This is a genomic window from bacterium (genome assembly GCA_035529855.1).
In the GTDB taxonomy this organism is placed as follows: Bacteria; RBG-13-66-14; B26-G2; order WVWN01; family WVWN01; genus WVWN01.
This window is the reverse complement of record DATKVX010000044.1, coordinates 14,755-28,137: the sequence shown is the minus strand read 5'-3', so window position 1 is coordinate 28,137 and position 13,383 is coordinate 14,755. Positions and strand designations below refer to the sequence as shown.

Below are 13,383 nucleotides of genomic sequence, written 5' to 3'. Positions count from 1 at the left end.
ATACTAGAAAGCGGCCTCGATTTCCAGTTTTAATTCGTGCCCGCGGTTTTCTTCGAAGCCCTCCGTCGTTTTTAAATCGTAGCTCGGGTCCCACCATATCTCGGCGTGGCTCAAGTCGATTTTTACGTTCTCGTTCGGGGCGTACGATAAATGGGGGATAAAAGCGACGCTGAGTACGGTGTCTTCCCGGGTCGAGCTTTGGGGGTCGTCTACGGCGCGGCGGTTCGGGTTGACGTAACGGCCCCCTACGCCGAAGAATAGGTTTTCCGTCAGGAAGAGCTGCGGTTCGCCGAAGAGCATCAGGTAGTCGTCCGCATCTATGCCGTCGCCGAAAGTGCCGTGGTAGTTGGCTCGCCACGCCTCGTATAGCGCGGCCCCCCGGAGCCACAACCGCGGCGGTATTACGCGTACGCCGAAGTCGGGGTAGAATTGGACGAGCTGGCCGCCGGTCGGGTTTTCCATACCGCTCTCGTCGGCGAAGACGTGGTACGCGGCGACGGCGTAGAGGTCCCACGTCGAATACTTCCACGACGCCTCGACGCCGGCGTGGACCGTATCCCCCAACGTCCCCAATCTCCCGCGGGGTTCGGGGGCCAGCCTCTTCTCCCGCCAATAAAGTTGGCGCCAGAACTTGGGGAGGGCGGGCGCGAAGTGCGTATCCCACAGCGATTTCAGGTCGTACGTTCTTCCCTCCGTCGCGCAGAACAGGCCGAAGTTGCGCACGTGGCAATCGGCCGCGACGACGGCCTGGTGCTCGAGCCCCGCGCCTACGTCCAACGAAGCCTTAACCGGCCCGAATTCGCCGCCGACGCGCGCGCCGAACGGGTCGAGGTACGCCACGAAGGAAACGGGGTCGATGCGGTTGACGAGGTTGTTGTAATACCCGCCGTGGCCGTAGCGTACGTCGAAGCCGCCCAGCGTTACGTCGGTCGCGCGCCATAAGTCACTCAGCTCTACGTTGACTTGTTCCAGCGACGCGTATACGTACTTACTTTCCCCTTGCTCGGTCAGGTAATACGCGCCTTCTTCCGGCTCGAGGAGTACGTAACGGTAGTATTCCGATTGCTTGCGGTCGTCGAACGTGAACTCGAGGTTCGCGGCTACGTTTTCGTCGAAGACGGCGCGGATGCCTACGTCCGCTTCCAAGCGGAAGTTGTACGCGGGGTCGCCGTCCTTTACGATATCGTCGGCGCTGCTTTCTTCCGCGGCGGGTTCGGGGATAGACGTGGGTCCGACGTCGCCTTCCGCGAAGTCGTCGGTTACGGCCCCGTACAGATGGCCGTATACTTCGACTTCCGCGGCCCAACAGGCCGCCGTTAAGAGGATTAAAAAAGCGATTGCTACCGAACGGGCGCCCATAAGGCATTTCTCCTTTACGAATTCTCGCGAATAGCGCTTAATACTTTTCGGAAGCTCTCCGCCGCCGCGTCGTCGTAGAGAACGAAGACGACGCGCTTGAGCCGCGACGTTTCGCGCGCGGAGAGATACTTCAGGGTCGTCCGGAGCATGGCCCGGGCGGCTTCGTCGTACGGCATCCCCCCCACGCCGGTGCCCAAAGCCGGGAAGGCGATCGACTTCAGGCCGATGGCCTCGGCGTTCTCGAGCGCGGCCCTCGTCGCCCGGGAGATGGCCCCGGCGTCGGTCTTGCGGTCTTCTCCCATAACCGCGGCGTGGATGACGAACTTCGCCGGCAACAAGCCGGCCCTGGTGCGTGCGACCTCGCCCAGGCCGACGGGGGCTTTCTCGAGGGCTTCGCGCTGCACCGTGGGGCCGGCTCGCTTCGCTATGGCGCCCGCCACGCCGGCGCCCAATACGAGCGACGTGTTGGCCGCGTTCACGATGGCGTCCCCGCGCCAGGCGGTAATGTCCCCTTGCGTAAGTTCGACCACCGCATCGCCAACGGCGAGTTCGTCGGCCATACCTTTACCCCTGATTAGTTGCGCCACCTTCGGCCGCGTTACTCAGAAACAGGCGATTACGAACGCGTACGCCTTATCGTAAATCAAGTAATCTCCCCAGTCGCGTTTGTCTATATCGATGCCCGAGGCCAATTTAAAGGCGTAGTTCTCGCCGAACTTGTATTCCAGCGAAATCGGTACCCGGTTCTCGTACCAACTCCACGTTTCGGCGTATTTAGCGGCGGGTAGGTTTTTATCGACGTCGATCCTCTCCCCCATATAGCCGGTTTCGAGGTATAGCTCGCGCCAGGTGCGTAAACGCCAAAGTATATGATAAACCAATTCCGTTTTTTCGTAAAGGTAACTTTCGAGCGGCCTGCCGCCGAAGTTAAAGCGGCGCGTTTGGTGACGTCGCTGGAAGCCGACGCGGAGGCGGTGCCGCCCCGGCGGTTGGTAGTAAACGCCGCCGCCGTGGGAACCTAGCGTCAATCGGCCGTCGAAGTCCTCTTCCAACTGCGCCTCGCCCGCGGGGGGGCCCGTAAGGCGCCGCGTCTCTTCCCACGAGTTGGTCGTGCCGCGGTAGTACCCCTCCAGGTTCGCCGGCAGCGCCTTCCGAACGGTGACGGAGCCGTATCGTTCGACGTACCGCCGCACCCAATTGGGCCGCTGGCCGTAGAAATAGGTGTAGTTTTTAATCGACGGCGTCCGCCAAAGACCCTCCCCCTTGATTCTTAAACCCCAAGGGAACGACCAGGAGCCGGAGGCCTCGTAACGTTGGGGGCTTTCTTCGAACATCTCCTCGTAACCCTCGTCGTACGACGAGCGCCTAAACGAGTAGTTGTTGTCGAAGTCGATGGCGGTGTAGCCTACCTCGACGTAGCGGTCGCGGTCGTAGCGGAACTTGGCCGTGAAGCCGGCGTCGGAGTAACGTTTCCAGAACGTGGGTTGCGTCCGCAAGCCCAACTTGAACCAGCGCCACAGGCCGAACTCGAGTTCGAATTCGTTTAGCTGGCGTTCGTCCCACAGCGGCTCGAGCCCCTCGTAGCGGTCGTAGCGGTAGAGGAAGCGGAACCAGTCGGTAAAATCGGCGGCGACTTTGACCTCTTGGTCCAGAAACCATTGCCGCACGTTAAGGCTGCCCATCGCGATGCGGACGCCGATATCGTTTTCGTCCCAGATGCGGTCCCAGTCGCGGTCGTACGAGAGCTGCACCAGGTCCATGGCGTACTCTTTGTCGAACTCCTCCTCGATATCGTATGGCGCCGGGACGTACTGGGCCGCGGCGGGGCCGGCCCCGCATGTTACCGCAAGCGCCCCCGTTACGTATTTCCAATATCTAAGAAACTTACCCATATGCCATAATGCCCCCTTTGCCGGGGGCGCGTAATAGTAGCCGATAGCCGGCTCTCTGTCAACCGAAATCCGTAGTTATAATCGCCCGGGCAGGACGGCGCCGTGGCCGCTCAATCTAATAAATACGGCCGCCGCTACGACGGCCACCATAGCCGTCCATACCCCCCAATCCCACGCCGACGCCGGCCGGGCGCCGTACGGCGTCGGCCTCTTCGTCGTGTGGTAACCGCGGAGCTCGAGCGACGTCGCGAGCTGGTCGGCCGAGCGAAGGCTGTACAGGAAAACCGGTACGACGAGCGGCAGCGCCCGGCGCGCCTGCGATAGGAAGCTCGAGCCGAAGTCTAGCCCCCGCGCGCGTTGGGCCTCCAGCGCCCGGGCGCTGGTCTCGAACATTACGGGCAAAAGGCGAAACGCGAGCGTGAGCGTAACGGTCGCGCCTCGCGGCACGCGGTAAGTGCGGAGCGCCTCGCTGAATTCTTCCGGCGTCGTAACCGCCAGGAACGCCAACCCCGCGACTAGCATGCCGACGGTGCGCAGGCCGACGGCTAGGCCGTAAAGCACGCCCAGGTTCGTCGCCCGGTACACCCAAACGTGCGCCCAGGGTTCGCCCGTCTTTATGAAAGGCGGCCATAGGAGGGCGCTCAGCACGACGAAGGCCGCGGCTAGCGGCGCCGTCCGGCGCAGCGACGTCCCGGCCCCGCAGAGGTATAGCGCGGCTAACGTGACGCCGGCGACCAGCGGCGTCACGTACGCCGGGTGGTTGAACGTCGTGAGGAGTACGAGCGTTAGTACGAGCAGCGCCAGGCGCGTCGCGGGGTGGAGCCTTTTTAGCGGCGGTTGGTTCATATCTCGGTTCGACGGCCCGGTATCCGCAGCGCCCGCGTTAGCTCGTCCCCCGTTACGGCGTCGAGGCCCAGGTCGCGGGCGAGGCGAGCCGCCACCGGCGGCCTCAAACCCGCTCGCGATAAAAGTTCGTCGTCGGCCAGGACCTCGCGAGGCGTACCCTCGCCCGCGACGCGGCCGCCGGCGACGACGGCGACGCGCCGGGCGTAGCCGGCCACGACGTCCATGGCGTGGGTTATAAAGATTACGGTGGTGCCGCGCCGGTTGAGCGCCGTAACGGCGTCCATGAGTGAGGCGACTTCGCGGCGGTCGAGCCCCGTCGTCGGCTCGTCCATCACCAGGATTTCGGGTTCCACGGCGAGGACGGAGGCCAACGCGACGCGCTGGCGGTCTCCTTTGGGCATCGTGAACGGGTCTTCGTCCTCGCGCTCCTCCAGGTCCACCGCGGCGACCGCGGCCGCTACGCGGCGTTCGATATCGTACCCCGGTAAACCGAGCTGGCGCGGGCCGAAGGCGACTTCTTCGCGGACCGTCGGTTGAAATATCTGGTGGTCCGGGTTTTGGAAGAGGTAGCCGACGGCTCGAGCGCGCTGCTTCGCCGATAGCTTCGTCGGCGGCCGGCCCCCGACGAGAACCTCGCCGGCGGTCGGGCTCAGTAGACCCGCGGCCGCTTTGGCGAACGTCGTCTTACCGCCGCCGTTCTCGCCCACGAGCGCGACGAAGTCGCCCTCGCGTATCGCGAGGTTAAAACCCGATAGGGCGGTTACGCCGCTGGCGTACGTTAGCGTAAGGTCATCCGCGACGACCGCCGGCGGCCCCGCCGCGGGCGGCGGCTCGTCGTATTTTAACCGCCCGATTTCCACCCCGGGAAGAAGGCGGAAGCCGTCGCCGCGTCGTTCAAAATAATTCAAAAAGTTTAGCGCGGCGACGCCGGCGCGCCGGCAAAGCTCCTCGTCGGCCAGCGTTCGCAGGGGGGAGCCGCGGGCGACGAGCTCGCCTCCGCCCAGCAGCGCTACTTCGTTCCACGTGAGCGCTTGCGCCGCTTCGTTGTCGGCGACGACGGCCGTACGGCCGCGAGGGCCGAGGTCCGTTATAATAGCCTGCAGCGTTGCCTTGCCGGCCGGGTCCAAATCGGTCGCGGCCTCGTCGAAGAGCAGCAGGCGCGCGTCGGTGGCCAGCGCCGCGGCGACGGCGAGCCGCTGTTTTTGGCCGCCCGACAGCGTTTCGACGCGCCGGGCCTCGAGGCCGGCCAGGCCGCAGGCGGCCAGCGCGTCGCCGACGCGGCCGCCTATATCCCCGGCGGGTACGCCGAGGTGCCGCGGCCCAAACGCGACTTCGTCTTCGACCGTCGTTGCCACCAGCGCGGCGTCGAAGTCCTCGAAGACGAAAGCCACGTCGCCGGCGACGTCGCGGGGCTTTTTACCGGCGAGGGAGGCGCCGCGTAAAGTAACATCGCCGCTCATCGTTCCCTTTTTAACGGCGGGTACGACGGCGGCGAGCGCCGCCAGCAGCGTCGATTTGCCGGCGCCGGAATGGCCTAAGACGCCGAGGGTGCGGTCTTCCTCCAGGCCGAGGGTAACGTGGGAGAGGGCCGGCCGGGACCGGCCGCGGTACGTAAAAGTCAGCTCGGTAACGTCAAAAGCGTTCGCCACGGGCGGCTAGACGGTCGGTGGTCCGGCGCTACGGGTTTTTTAACACTTCGGGCGGGGCTGCGGCCAGGGCGTCGGCGTACTTGGCGATGGCTTGTTCGTAGACGTCGAGAGCGCTCGCCTTATTATTTTTGTGGGCGAACTCGGCGTCGAAGTATTCGGCCAGGCTCAGCGCGGCCTCGGCGCCGAGCTCGGCGCTGGCCGTAAGGTCCTTTTGGGCCGTTATAGCTTCGGCCGGCGGCACGCGGTCCGCGAGGAAGTGGTAGGCGTCGGCCAGTTCCGCGGCGCGGTCCTCGCAGTCGATGGAATAATCCTTGCCGGAGGACGCTTTGACGAAGAGTTCGCCGAGTTTATCGAGCTGTTTGCCGATGCGCTTGGCCGCGGCGCCGAAGTCGTCGTAGTATTGCGCGTCGGCCTCGGATATCTCCGCCGCCGCGGCCGCGGCCAGCAACGCGAGCGCCGCCGCGGCTACGGCCCACTTCGATTTAAACATTATTCCCACCACCCTTTTCCTTGACGACGGTTATCGTTTCCTTAGTTTCGTCGATTTCGAAGTCGGCGAAAGTCGCCGGCGCTTGTCTCTTTAATTCTTTCAGGATGGCGATTGCCAGCCGGCGTATCTCCCACTGCGCCGACGCGTGGCCGCGGAGCGCGAGTACGTGGCGCCACTCGCGGAAATCGGCGGTCATGACTATCTCGGTGGCCGTCGCGTTGGGGAGGACGAAGCGCGCGTCCTCGCGGGGTACGCCCATCCCGATTAGTCTCTCGTACGCGGCGCGGGCGTTCTCGACGGCGTCGTCGAACGCGCGGTGGCCGTCGGCGTTCCCCGCTACGGACGGCGGCGTGACGTACGGGAAGCCGGCCTCGCCGACGTAGCGCTGGCTGCGCTGGGAGTAGGAGGCCAACCGGTGGCGGACGAGCTGGTGGGTGAGGGCGCGCGAGACGCCGGTGACGCGGAAGGTCGCGGCGGCGTGCTCGAGGACCGAGAGGTGGCCGCGGCGGATTAACATGCGGATGAACTTGGCGGCGGAGTCGGCGCCGGCGCGGTCGCCGGTGTCGTAGCAGGTCCGGGCCGCGGCCTCGATTAACTCCTCCGCGTCGGGCGTAACCGCTATAAGCTCGACTTCCACGGCAGACTCCTTGACAGGCGAGGGCGTTTCATTTATAATATCCGCCGACGGGGCAGTAGCTCAGCTGGAAGAGCGCCTCCCTCGCACGGAGGAGGCCGTCGGTTCGAATCCGATCTGCTCCAACCCGCCGGGTCGCAAGGCCCGGCGTTTCTATTTTAATTCTACCACTTTTCGGGGCCGGCGGCAACTTCGGTACGGGGCTATTCGGTAAGGTAGTAAGCGAAAGCGGCGTTAATATGTTCCTCGCCCGTGGCGGCGTCCACTTCCCGCCAGCGGAGCCAGCCCTCGGCGCCGTCGTTGAGTTTTACGTACCACCATTCGCCGCGGGATTCCAATACGGCGAATTCGTTTTTTCCCCCATATGCAGTTGTGACTTCGATCCCGGAGGAGTCGTCGAGGGAGGTTTTTAATATCCCGGGTTCGACGAGCATTTCCGCCGGCGTACCGCGGCCGGTTCGGCCTCCCACGCGGACGTTGACCGCCGCTTCTTCTTCCGGTTCTAATCCCTTAAAACTCCACGTCAATCGCGTCGTGCTTTCGCTATACGAGGTTACCGCGGGGGGCAAGCCGGGAGACGAGAAGAATACGGCGCCGGGCGCTTCGTCTGTTATATAAGAGATTTCGATTTCGCCTTCGCCGATAGGCCCGGCCCAACCCTTCCCCGTGAATACCGGGTAGGTGAACGTACCGATTTCTTTAGTATCATAGGGGTCATCGTATTTATTGCGGTACGCGCACGTTATTACGCGCGTCGCTCCCGCAGAGAACGGTACCGACCAATAGTCGAGTATTTCCCGAGTTAATATGATTATATCGGTATACCCTCGCTCGAGGTAATACGGGTCTTCGGTCGGTTCGACGGCCAGCGAAAACCGCATCACGGTGCGGATACGTAGTGGCTCGCCGTCGGCGGAAGCCTTAAACCCCCTGTATAAATCCACGAGTTCCGTATCCCAGGGGAACGTTCGCCCTACTCCTCCCCCCGCTCCTCCTCCCGTCTCCCGATTATTCACGTATATTACAGATTCCTCAAAAGGTTTCGTAATTATCACCTCGTTCACGGGGTTTTCGGCGTTGACGCCGTAAAAATCCCAATATCTCTCCCAGTCCACTTTGCTCGGTCTATTAACCGGCATATCGAGCGAGTCGATCCCCAGGGGGAAATACATCTTCACGTCCATCGCCGGGCCGTCGTTTTTAAACGTGAAGGTTGCTTCGACGTTAACGTAGTCTTTTTCGAGTACGCACGTTACGCGTTCGCGGGCCATGGCTACGGTGGCGTGTTCCGCGTCGGCTAAATACGGGGGGCCGTTGAGGACCTCGTAATTCCCGACGTTCGCGGACGCCGTGCCGTATGCCGCGCATGTAACTATGAGAGCGCATTTCAGTCGATTCCCCATCGGCGAACCTCCCGTGTTTAAATCGTATTTAAACCCTCCCGCCCACCAACCGGTGCAGCAGCGAGCGGTGCAGCTGAATCGCGTCGTAGGCGCAGGCCTCGTGGCAGCAGTAGCAGCGGATGCAGAGCTTCTCGTCGATATAGGATTTGTCGTTGATGACGCTAATCGCGGCGACGGGGCAGCCCTCGCGGCACAGGCCACAGCCGGTGCAGCGCTCGCGTCGCACCCGCGGCTGAACCGACAGGCCGTTGCGCAGCAGCGTCCGTAAAATCCCCTGGAACGGCCCGTAACCGGCGAAGCCGCCCTCCGTGAGGATGGTGGGGGGCCATTTCCAATCGGGAATGCGCAGGGCCTCGAGCGCGGGCCCGACGACGTCGAGGTCCTCGGGCCGGTTGGGTTCAACGCCTCGAGCCGCCGCCGCCCGGAGCACCGGGTGGTTTTCGGGCGGCAACGCCGTTATGGCCCCCGCGGCCGCGTCCACCGCCAGCGGCGACGCGCCGGCCAGGATAAGGCCCACGTTCCGCGGCTCGCCCAGGCCCGGGCCGTTGCCCTCCATCGCGACCACGGCCTCCATAATATTAAAAACCGGTTTGACGAAAAGCGCGACGTCGAGCAGCATATCGGCGAAGTTGTCCACCGTTCGGGTACGCGCGTGATAACCGGGTTTATCGAAGCCGGGGAGAACGCCGAAGAGGTTCTTGACGGCGCCGGTAAGGATGGTGAAGGTGTGGGTTTTTAATTTGCACAGGTTGACGACCGCGTCCGCCTCCAGGACCGGCGTGATGACGTTGAACTTTTTGGCGACGCGGCCGTCGTCGAAGAGTGCTTCACGCGAGGTGGTGTCGTAGTTGAGCTCCAGGCCTACCTCGTCGGCGAGGCCGAAATAACCGGAGCGGCGGTAGCACTTCTCGAGAGTTCTTTTAGTATACGGAAGGCCCGAGCCCGGGCTGTCGGCCAGTACGGGCGTTGCGCCCGTTTCCCGCACCGCCGCCGCCACGGCCTTCACGACCGCCGGATGCGTCGTTACCGCTTCCTCGGGACGCGAGCCGCGCAGCAGGTTCACTTTAAGGACCACGCGCCGGCCGGGTTTGAACAACTCGCGGAAGCCGCCCCACGGCGCCGCGGCTTCGGCGAGGGCGCGAGCGACGTCGGCGTCGCCGTAGGAGGGGCAGCGGGCGATGCAGACTCTATTGTCCATCTCGAGCCGGCGGCACCTCCTCGTCGAAGCGGAGCTCGGCCAAGGGCAGACGTTGCTTCGCCGCCGGTTCCTCGGCGGGATAGCCCGCCGTCATCAGGCAAACGAGCGCGTACTGCTCCGGGACGTTCAGAACCGCGCGCACCCGTTCCTCGTCGTAGTTATTTATCCAGCAGGTGCCGAGCCCTTTGGCCGTCGCGGCCAGCGTGACGTACGCCGCGGCGATGGCGACGTTGTAGCGTACGTACATGTCCCACGTCCAGCTGCCGCGGGTACGCGCGTCGGGCGCGGGCGCGCCGCCGTACGCCAGAAACCCCAAGAAAGCGAGCACGACCGGAGCCTCGGCGATGAAGCCGTTGTGGGAAGCGGCGGCGTCGGCCAGGGCGCGCCGTCGGCCTTCTTCGCGGACGACGACGAAGCGCCACGGTTGGCGGTTGTGGCCCGAAGGGGCGAGGCTGCCCGCCTCGAGGACGCGTGCTAAAACCCTTTCCGGGACCGGGTCCGGCAGGTATTTCCTTACGGAACGGCGGTCGGCGATAACGTCGAAGACGTCCATAGCGGTTTTACCTCGCGTTTTCCGTTTATTATAGGGTTAAAGTAGGCCGAAGTAAAGCGCGCGTACCGCTAAAAATTTAACTTGATATTTTTCCCATTTTAATTTATAAATATAGGGTACTCGTAACTGCGATTAATAACGTTTCGATTATCGGCGAAGAGGAGGTAACAAGATGAGGAACGTGCTTCTCTTTACGTTGGCGTTAGGCTTGGCTACGACAGGGACCGTTTTTGCGACGGGCAGCGAGCACGAAGTAGGCGGTGGACCGGAAAAGGGACACACCGTGCCCTTCTATACCACCGCCCCGGCGATGCGGTTCCAGTGTATGTGGTTGCAGGCAGAGATAGATGAGAAGGGTAGCGTAGCCCGGATCGAGTTTATGTTCCAATCGGGCGGCGCCACGCCGACCGCGCTCGAAGGCTGCAAGATGATCCTGTGCCACTCCAGCAAGGAAAAGCTTACCAACACCTTCAAGAAGAACTACGACTTCAAAACCCCGGTCCAGGTCTTCAGCGGGAAGTATACCGTACCGGAAGGTCTCAAGGAAGGCGATTGGTTCACGCTCGCCGAACCCGATAACTTCGTCTACAACAACCGGAACAACTTGCTGATGGAAATTTCCTGGACTAAGGCCACGGGTACTACCACCAAAACCTTCATATCCGCTGCCGACCAGCCGGGCCGCCTCCGGGTGTTCAACGCGACCGGGGAAACAGGCAAGCTGTTGGCGAACCAAGGCCATGTCGCGAGGGTTACGATCGGCAATCCCGCCGTCAGCCCGACCAGCCTTGGTAGGGTCAAGACGTTATTTAATTAATAACCCGCCACATCCGTTAAAGATAGTAAACGCCCCTCGGACGAGGGGCGTTTCCTTTTAGTTCGTGCGCCGCTGCGGCCGGCGCGTACCGGCCTTTAGCTCCCGAAAGCGACGAGGTTTTGGAACCACTCTTTTCCCCGCACCGAAGCGAAGTCGTCGTCGGTGGCCGCCTTGGGTTTAGACCTGGGCTCGAGCTCGAGCGCGCGCCGCAAGTATTTCGCGCACTCTTCTTCGTTGCCCTCCAACGCCCAGAAGCATGCGAAGTTGTAATGGGTCAAGTGTTCGTCGGGGGCGAGGTCGATGCCGCGGCGGTAGTTTTCGGCCGCTTCGGCCGACCGGCCGGCGCGGTGGAGCGACGACGCCTTGGTCGTATACGCCAACGCGAAGGTAGGGTTCTTCGCTATTATTTCGTCGCAAATGGCGATAGCTTCCTCGGCCCGTCCCAACATGGCCAGCGTGTTGGCTTTGGCGGTATACGCGCGTACAAATTCGGGGTCCGCCGCTATGGCTTCCTCGAGTGCCGCCAACGCCTCCGCAAAGCGGTTGGCGTTGAAGTAGTGGCGGCCTCGCTCGAGGTGCACTTTGGCGCGCAAGCGCGCCATATTTTCTCCGTTTTCCCTTTGGTCTCCCATTCCTGCACTACCGGTTTTAGAGGTTAACGTTTATACTTTATAATGTTTAACGCCGGCGGTTAGGCCGGTACGGCGCCGGGCCGTAAGGGCTTAACCGTTAATTCGCTTTACCCCGTTTTATTGAGGAATGGGGGAAGTGGAAGTAAAAGAGCCCCCCGGTACTTTCGACCAATACGTGGCCACGCTGCGTCGCTTCCGGGCCGGCGCGGCGGTCAATCTACCGACGGAGCCCCTTTCTCGCCGTGCTCGGTGCCGAGGCCGGGCTCGCCTCCGGTACCCAGCGTGCGGCGCCACGGCGGCGTTTCCCACCAACGATTCGGCTTGAAAGGTGCGTCGGCGTTACCGCGGGAGGCGAGTTCGTCGTTATACGCGACCCAGTCGTCGACCGCGGCGGCGAGGGTCGGTACGGCCTCCGGCTTTTGGGCGGGGTCGGCGGCCAACGCGCCGGCCAGGTTCCCCGCGACGATTTCGCCGTCCTCGGCCCGCGCGGCTATTTCGCCGTATTCGGCGTCGCCGGTCTTGCCCTGGAGCGGGCCGGCCTCCGCCGCGAGCATGGCGTATTCGTGCGCCGTCGCGCCTACCGTTTGCTGGAGCTCCCGGCGCTGCGTATCCTCGGGCGTATTTTCGGCGAGGTAGGCGTTAATTTTTTCCGTAATGTGGAATAGGTCGGCGCGGTAGGCCGAGGCGGCCTTGATTTGCGACGGCCCTTTAACCGCGCGGCAGCCGGCAAACGCCAGCCACATCACGCACGCGGCGAAAACGATAGACGCGCTGTAAAAGTTAGGGCGCGGGCGTTTTGAACGCGTTCCCACGGCGGTTTATAATACCTTGAAATTACGACGCCCGCAACAAGAAAACGCCGCCACCCTTATGCTTGTCATAGGGTGCCGTTTTTGGTAATATATGAATTCGTATTTAAGCTACGCGACTTTGAGAGTTTTAGTGACAGGCGGCAACGGCTTCATAGGGAGCCACCTCGTCGAGGCCCTACTCTCCAAGGGCGCCGACGTCAGGTGTTTGCTCCGCCCCACGTCGGACCGGCGCTGGTTGGACGGGCTGGACTACGAACCGGTGTTGGGCACCCTCGATGACGAGGACTCGCTCGCGCGGGCCGTAGTCGGGGCGGACGTGGTTTACCATTGCGCGGGCGCGACCAAAGCGCGTAAGGCCGAGCTGTTATACCGCGTTAACGCTGAGGGGACCGCAAACCTGGCCGAGGCGTGCTTGGTGCGCCCTGTGCCGCCGTTTCTCGTTTACGTCTCGAGCCAGGCCGCGGCGGGGCCTTGCGGGGCGGACGGCGTTCGCCGCGAAGCCGACGAGTGCGCCCCCGTAAGCGACTATGGCCGCAGCAAGCTGGGGGGCGAACGCGCGCTGCAGAAACGCGCCGCCGAGTTGCCTTTCGTTATACTCAGGCCTTCGGCCGTCTACGGCCCCCGCGATACCGAGATGTTTTTGTTCTTCAAATTTATTAACAAGGGCGTCGAGCCCGCGTTGGGGTGGGACGACCGGTACGTGAGCCTTTGTTACGTGACCGATTTGGTGGAGGCGCTAATCCTTGCCGGAAGCTGCGAGCGGGCCCGGGGCGAAGTGTACTTCGTAGCCCACGACGAGGTCTGGGATTGGCGCGGCGTCGCGCGGGAAACCGCGGCGGCGTTGGGGGTGAAGACGAGGAAGGTCCGGGTCCCCAAGGTGGTTCTCTTCGGTGCGGCGACGATAGCGGAGCTCGCCGCTACTCTTTCGGGAAAGGTGGCTACCCTCAACCGCGAGCGCGCCCGCGTTATGTTGGAAGAATTATGGGTGTGCGATGCGAGTAAAGCCAAGACGGAATTGGGTTTCGCGCCTCGCGTCGGTTTTGCCGAAGGCGCGAAGTTAACGACCGCGTGGTATCGCGGTCAAGGGTGGTTGTGACC

At 62.9% G+C, this 13,383-nt stretch carries 14 protein-coding genes and 1 tRNA gene; 3 read left to right on the top strand and 12 right to left on the bottom strand.

Features of this window, described 5'->3' with window-relative positions; translation table 11 throughout:
- Positions 1–3: 3 nt before the first annotated feature.
- The 7 genes from VMX79_04815 to thyX all read right to left on the bottom strand — a co-directional run bounded on the left by VMX79_04815 (position 4) and on the right by thyX (position 6,873).
- Positions 4–1,359: a hypothetical protein gene (locus VMX79_04815; protein HUV86413.1), complete on the bottom strand. Its 1,356-nt coding sequence runs from the start codon at positions 1,357–1,359 to the stop codon at positions 4–6.
- A gap of 14 nt (positions 1,360–1,373) precedes the next feature.
- On the bottom strand, positions 1,374–1,919 hold the full coding sequence (locus VMX79_04810) for a macro domain-containing protein (GenBank protein HUV86412.1): 546 nt from the start codon (positions 1,917–1,919) through the stop codon (positions 1,374–1,376).
- A gap of 42 nt (positions 1,920–1,961) precedes the next feature.
- Positions 1,962–3,251: a hypothetical protein gene (locus VMX79_04805; GenBank protein ID HUV86411.1), complete on the bottom strand. Its 1,290-nt coding sequence runs from the start codon at positions 3,249–3,251 to the stop codon at positions 1,962–1,964.
- Between the two features lie 75 nt (positions 3,252–3,326).
- On the bottom strand, positions 3,327–4,097 hold the full coding sequence (locus tag VMX79_04800) for an energy-coupling factor transporter transmembrane component T (protein HUV86410.1): 771 nt from the start codon (positions 4,095–4,097) through the stop codon (positions 3,327–3,329).
- Positions 4,094–5,746: an ATP-binding cassette domain-containing protein gene (locus VMX79_04795; protein HUV86409.1), complete on the bottom strand. Its 1,653-nt coding sequence runs from the start codon at positions 5,744–5,746 to the stop codon at positions 4,094–4,096. Before VMX79_04795 ends, VMX79_04800 begins: the two co-directional genes overlap by 4 nt.
- A gap of 28 nt (positions 5,747–5,774) precedes the next feature.
- Entirely contained in the window at positions 5,775–6,236 is a 462-nt protein-coding gene (locus VMX79_04790; GenBank protein HUV86408.1) for a hypothetical protein, read from the bottom strand.
- Positions 6,229–6,873: an FAD-dependent thymidylate synthase gene (gene thyX / locus VMX79_04785; protein HUV86407.1), complete on the bottom strand. Its 645-nt coding sequence runs from the start codon at positions 6,871–6,873 to the stop codon at positions 6,229–6,231. The genes VMX79_04790 and thyX overlap by 8 nt, the downstream gene beginning before the upstream one ends.
- 49 nt (positions 6,874–6,922) lie before the next feature.
- Between thyX and VMX79_04780 the strand changes: the two genes are divergently transcribed.
- A tRNA-Ala gene (locus tag VMX79_04780) sits at positions 6,923–6,995 on the top strand.
- 78 nt (positions 6,996–7,073) lie between these two features.
- On the opposite strand, the gene VMX79_04775 is transcribed toward VMX79_04780, so the two are convergent.
- Genes VMX79_04775 through VMX79_04765 form a run of 3 tightly spaced genes read right to left on the bottom strand, consistent with a single transcriptional unit; the run spans position 7,074 to position 10,024 of the window.
- The gene (locus tag VMX79_04775) at positions 7,074–8,273 is read right to left on the bottom strand and encodes a hypothetical protein (protein HUV86406.1); all 1,200 of its coding nucleotides are present in this window, start codon (positions 8,271–8,273) and stop codon (positions 7,074–7,076) included.
- A 28-nt stretch (positions 8,274–8,301) separates the two neighbouring features.
- Positions 8,302–9,471 carry a DUF362 domain-containing protein gene (locus VMX79_04770; protein HUV86405.1) on the bottom strand — a complete coding sequence of 390 codons (1,170 nt, stop codon included), beginning with the start codon at positions 9,469–9,471 and terminating at the stop codon, positions 8,302–8,304.
- On the bottom strand, positions 9,461–10,024 hold the full coding sequence (locus VMX79_04765; protein HUV86404.1) for a nitroreductase family protein: 564 nt from the start codon (positions 10,022–10,024) through the stop codon (positions 9,461–9,463). The genes VMX79_04770 and VMX79_04765 overlap by 11 nt, the downstream gene beginning before the upstream one ends.
- Positions 10,025–10,349: 325 nt before the next feature.
- Between VMX79_04765 and VMX79_04760 the strand changes: the two genes are divergently transcribed.
- Positions 10,350–10,841, top strand: a complete 492-nt coding sequence (locus VMX79_04760; GenBank protein ID HUV86403.1) for a hypothetical protein — start codon at positions 10,350–10,352, stop codon at positions 10,839–10,841.
- 95 nt (positions 10,842–10,936) lie between these two features.
- Here VMX79_04760 and VMX79_04755 read toward each other — a convergent pair whose 3' ends face one another.
- The gene (locus VMX79_04755; GenBank protein ID HUV86402.1) at positions 10,937–11,443 is read right to left on the bottom strand and encodes a tetratricopeptide repeat protein; all 507 of its coding nucleotides are present in this window, start codon (positions 11,441–11,443) and stop codon (positions 10,937–10,939) included.
- Between the two features lie 242 nt (positions 11,444–11,685).
- The gene (locus VMX79_04750) at positions 11,686–12,216 is read right to left on the bottom strand and encodes a hypothetical protein (protein ID HUV86401.1); all 531 of its coding nucleotides are present in this window, start codon (positions 12,214–12,216) and stop codon (positions 11,686–11,688) included.
- Positions 12,217–12,403: 187 nt separating this feature from the next.
- Between VMX79_04750 and VMX79_04745 the strand changes: the two genes are divergently transcribed.
- Positions 12,404–13,381, top strand: a complete 978-nt coding sequence (locus tag VMX79_04745; GenBank protein ID HUV86400.1) for an NAD-dependent epimerase/dehydratase family protein — start codon at positions 12,404–12,406, stop codon at positions 13,379–13,381.
- Positions 13,382–13,383 lie beyond the last annotated feature (2 nt).

Excerpts from the sequence above, each read along its gene's own strand:
- VMX79_04750 (HUV86401.1), bottom strand. The coding sequence starts at position 12,216 with ATGTGGCTGGCGTTTGCCGGCTGCCGCGCGGTTAAAGGGCCGTCGCAA.
- VMX79_04755 (HUV86402.1), bottom strand. The coding sequence starts at position 11,443 with ATGGCGCGCTTGCGCGCCAAAGTGCACCTCGAGCGAGGCCGCCACTAC.
- VMX79_04805 (HUV86411.1), bottom strand. The coding sequence starts at position 3,251 with ATGGGTAAGTTTCTTAGATATTGGAAATACGTAACGGGGGCGCTTGCG.
- VMX79_04810 (HUV86412.1), bottom strand. The coding sequence starts at position 1,919 with ATGGCCGACGAACTCGCCGTTGGCGATGCGGTGGTCGAACTTACGCAA.
- VMX79_04800 (HUV86410.1), bottom strand. The coding sequence starts at position 4,097 with ATGAACCAACCGCCGCTAAAAAGGCTCCACCCCGCGACGCGCCTGGCG.
- VMX79_04760 (HUV86403.1), top strand. The coding sequence starts at position 10,350 with ATGTGGTTGCAGGCAGAGATAGATGAGAAGGGTAGCGTAGCCCGGATC.
- VMX79_04815 (HUV86413.1), bottom strand. The coding sequence starts at position 1,359 with ATGGGCGCCCGTTCGGTAGCAATCGCTTTTTTAATCCTCTTAACGGCG.
- VMX79_04790 (HUV86408.1), bottom strand. The coding sequence starts at position 6,236 with ATGTTTAAATCGAAGTGGGCCGTAGCCGCGGCGGCGCTCGCGTTGCTG.
- VMX79_04765 (HUV86404.1), bottom strand. The coding sequence starts at position 10,024 with ATGGACGTCTTCGACGTTATCGCCGACCGCCGTTCCGTAAGGAAATAC.
- VMX79_04775 (HUV86406.1), bottom strand. The coding sequence starts at position 8,273 with ATGGGGAATCGACTGAAATGCGCTCTCATAGTTACATGCGCGGCATAC.
- VMX79_04770 (HUV86405.1), bottom strand. The coding sequence starts at position 9,471 with ATGGACAATAGAGTCTGCATCGCCCGCTGCCCCTCCTACGGCGACGCC.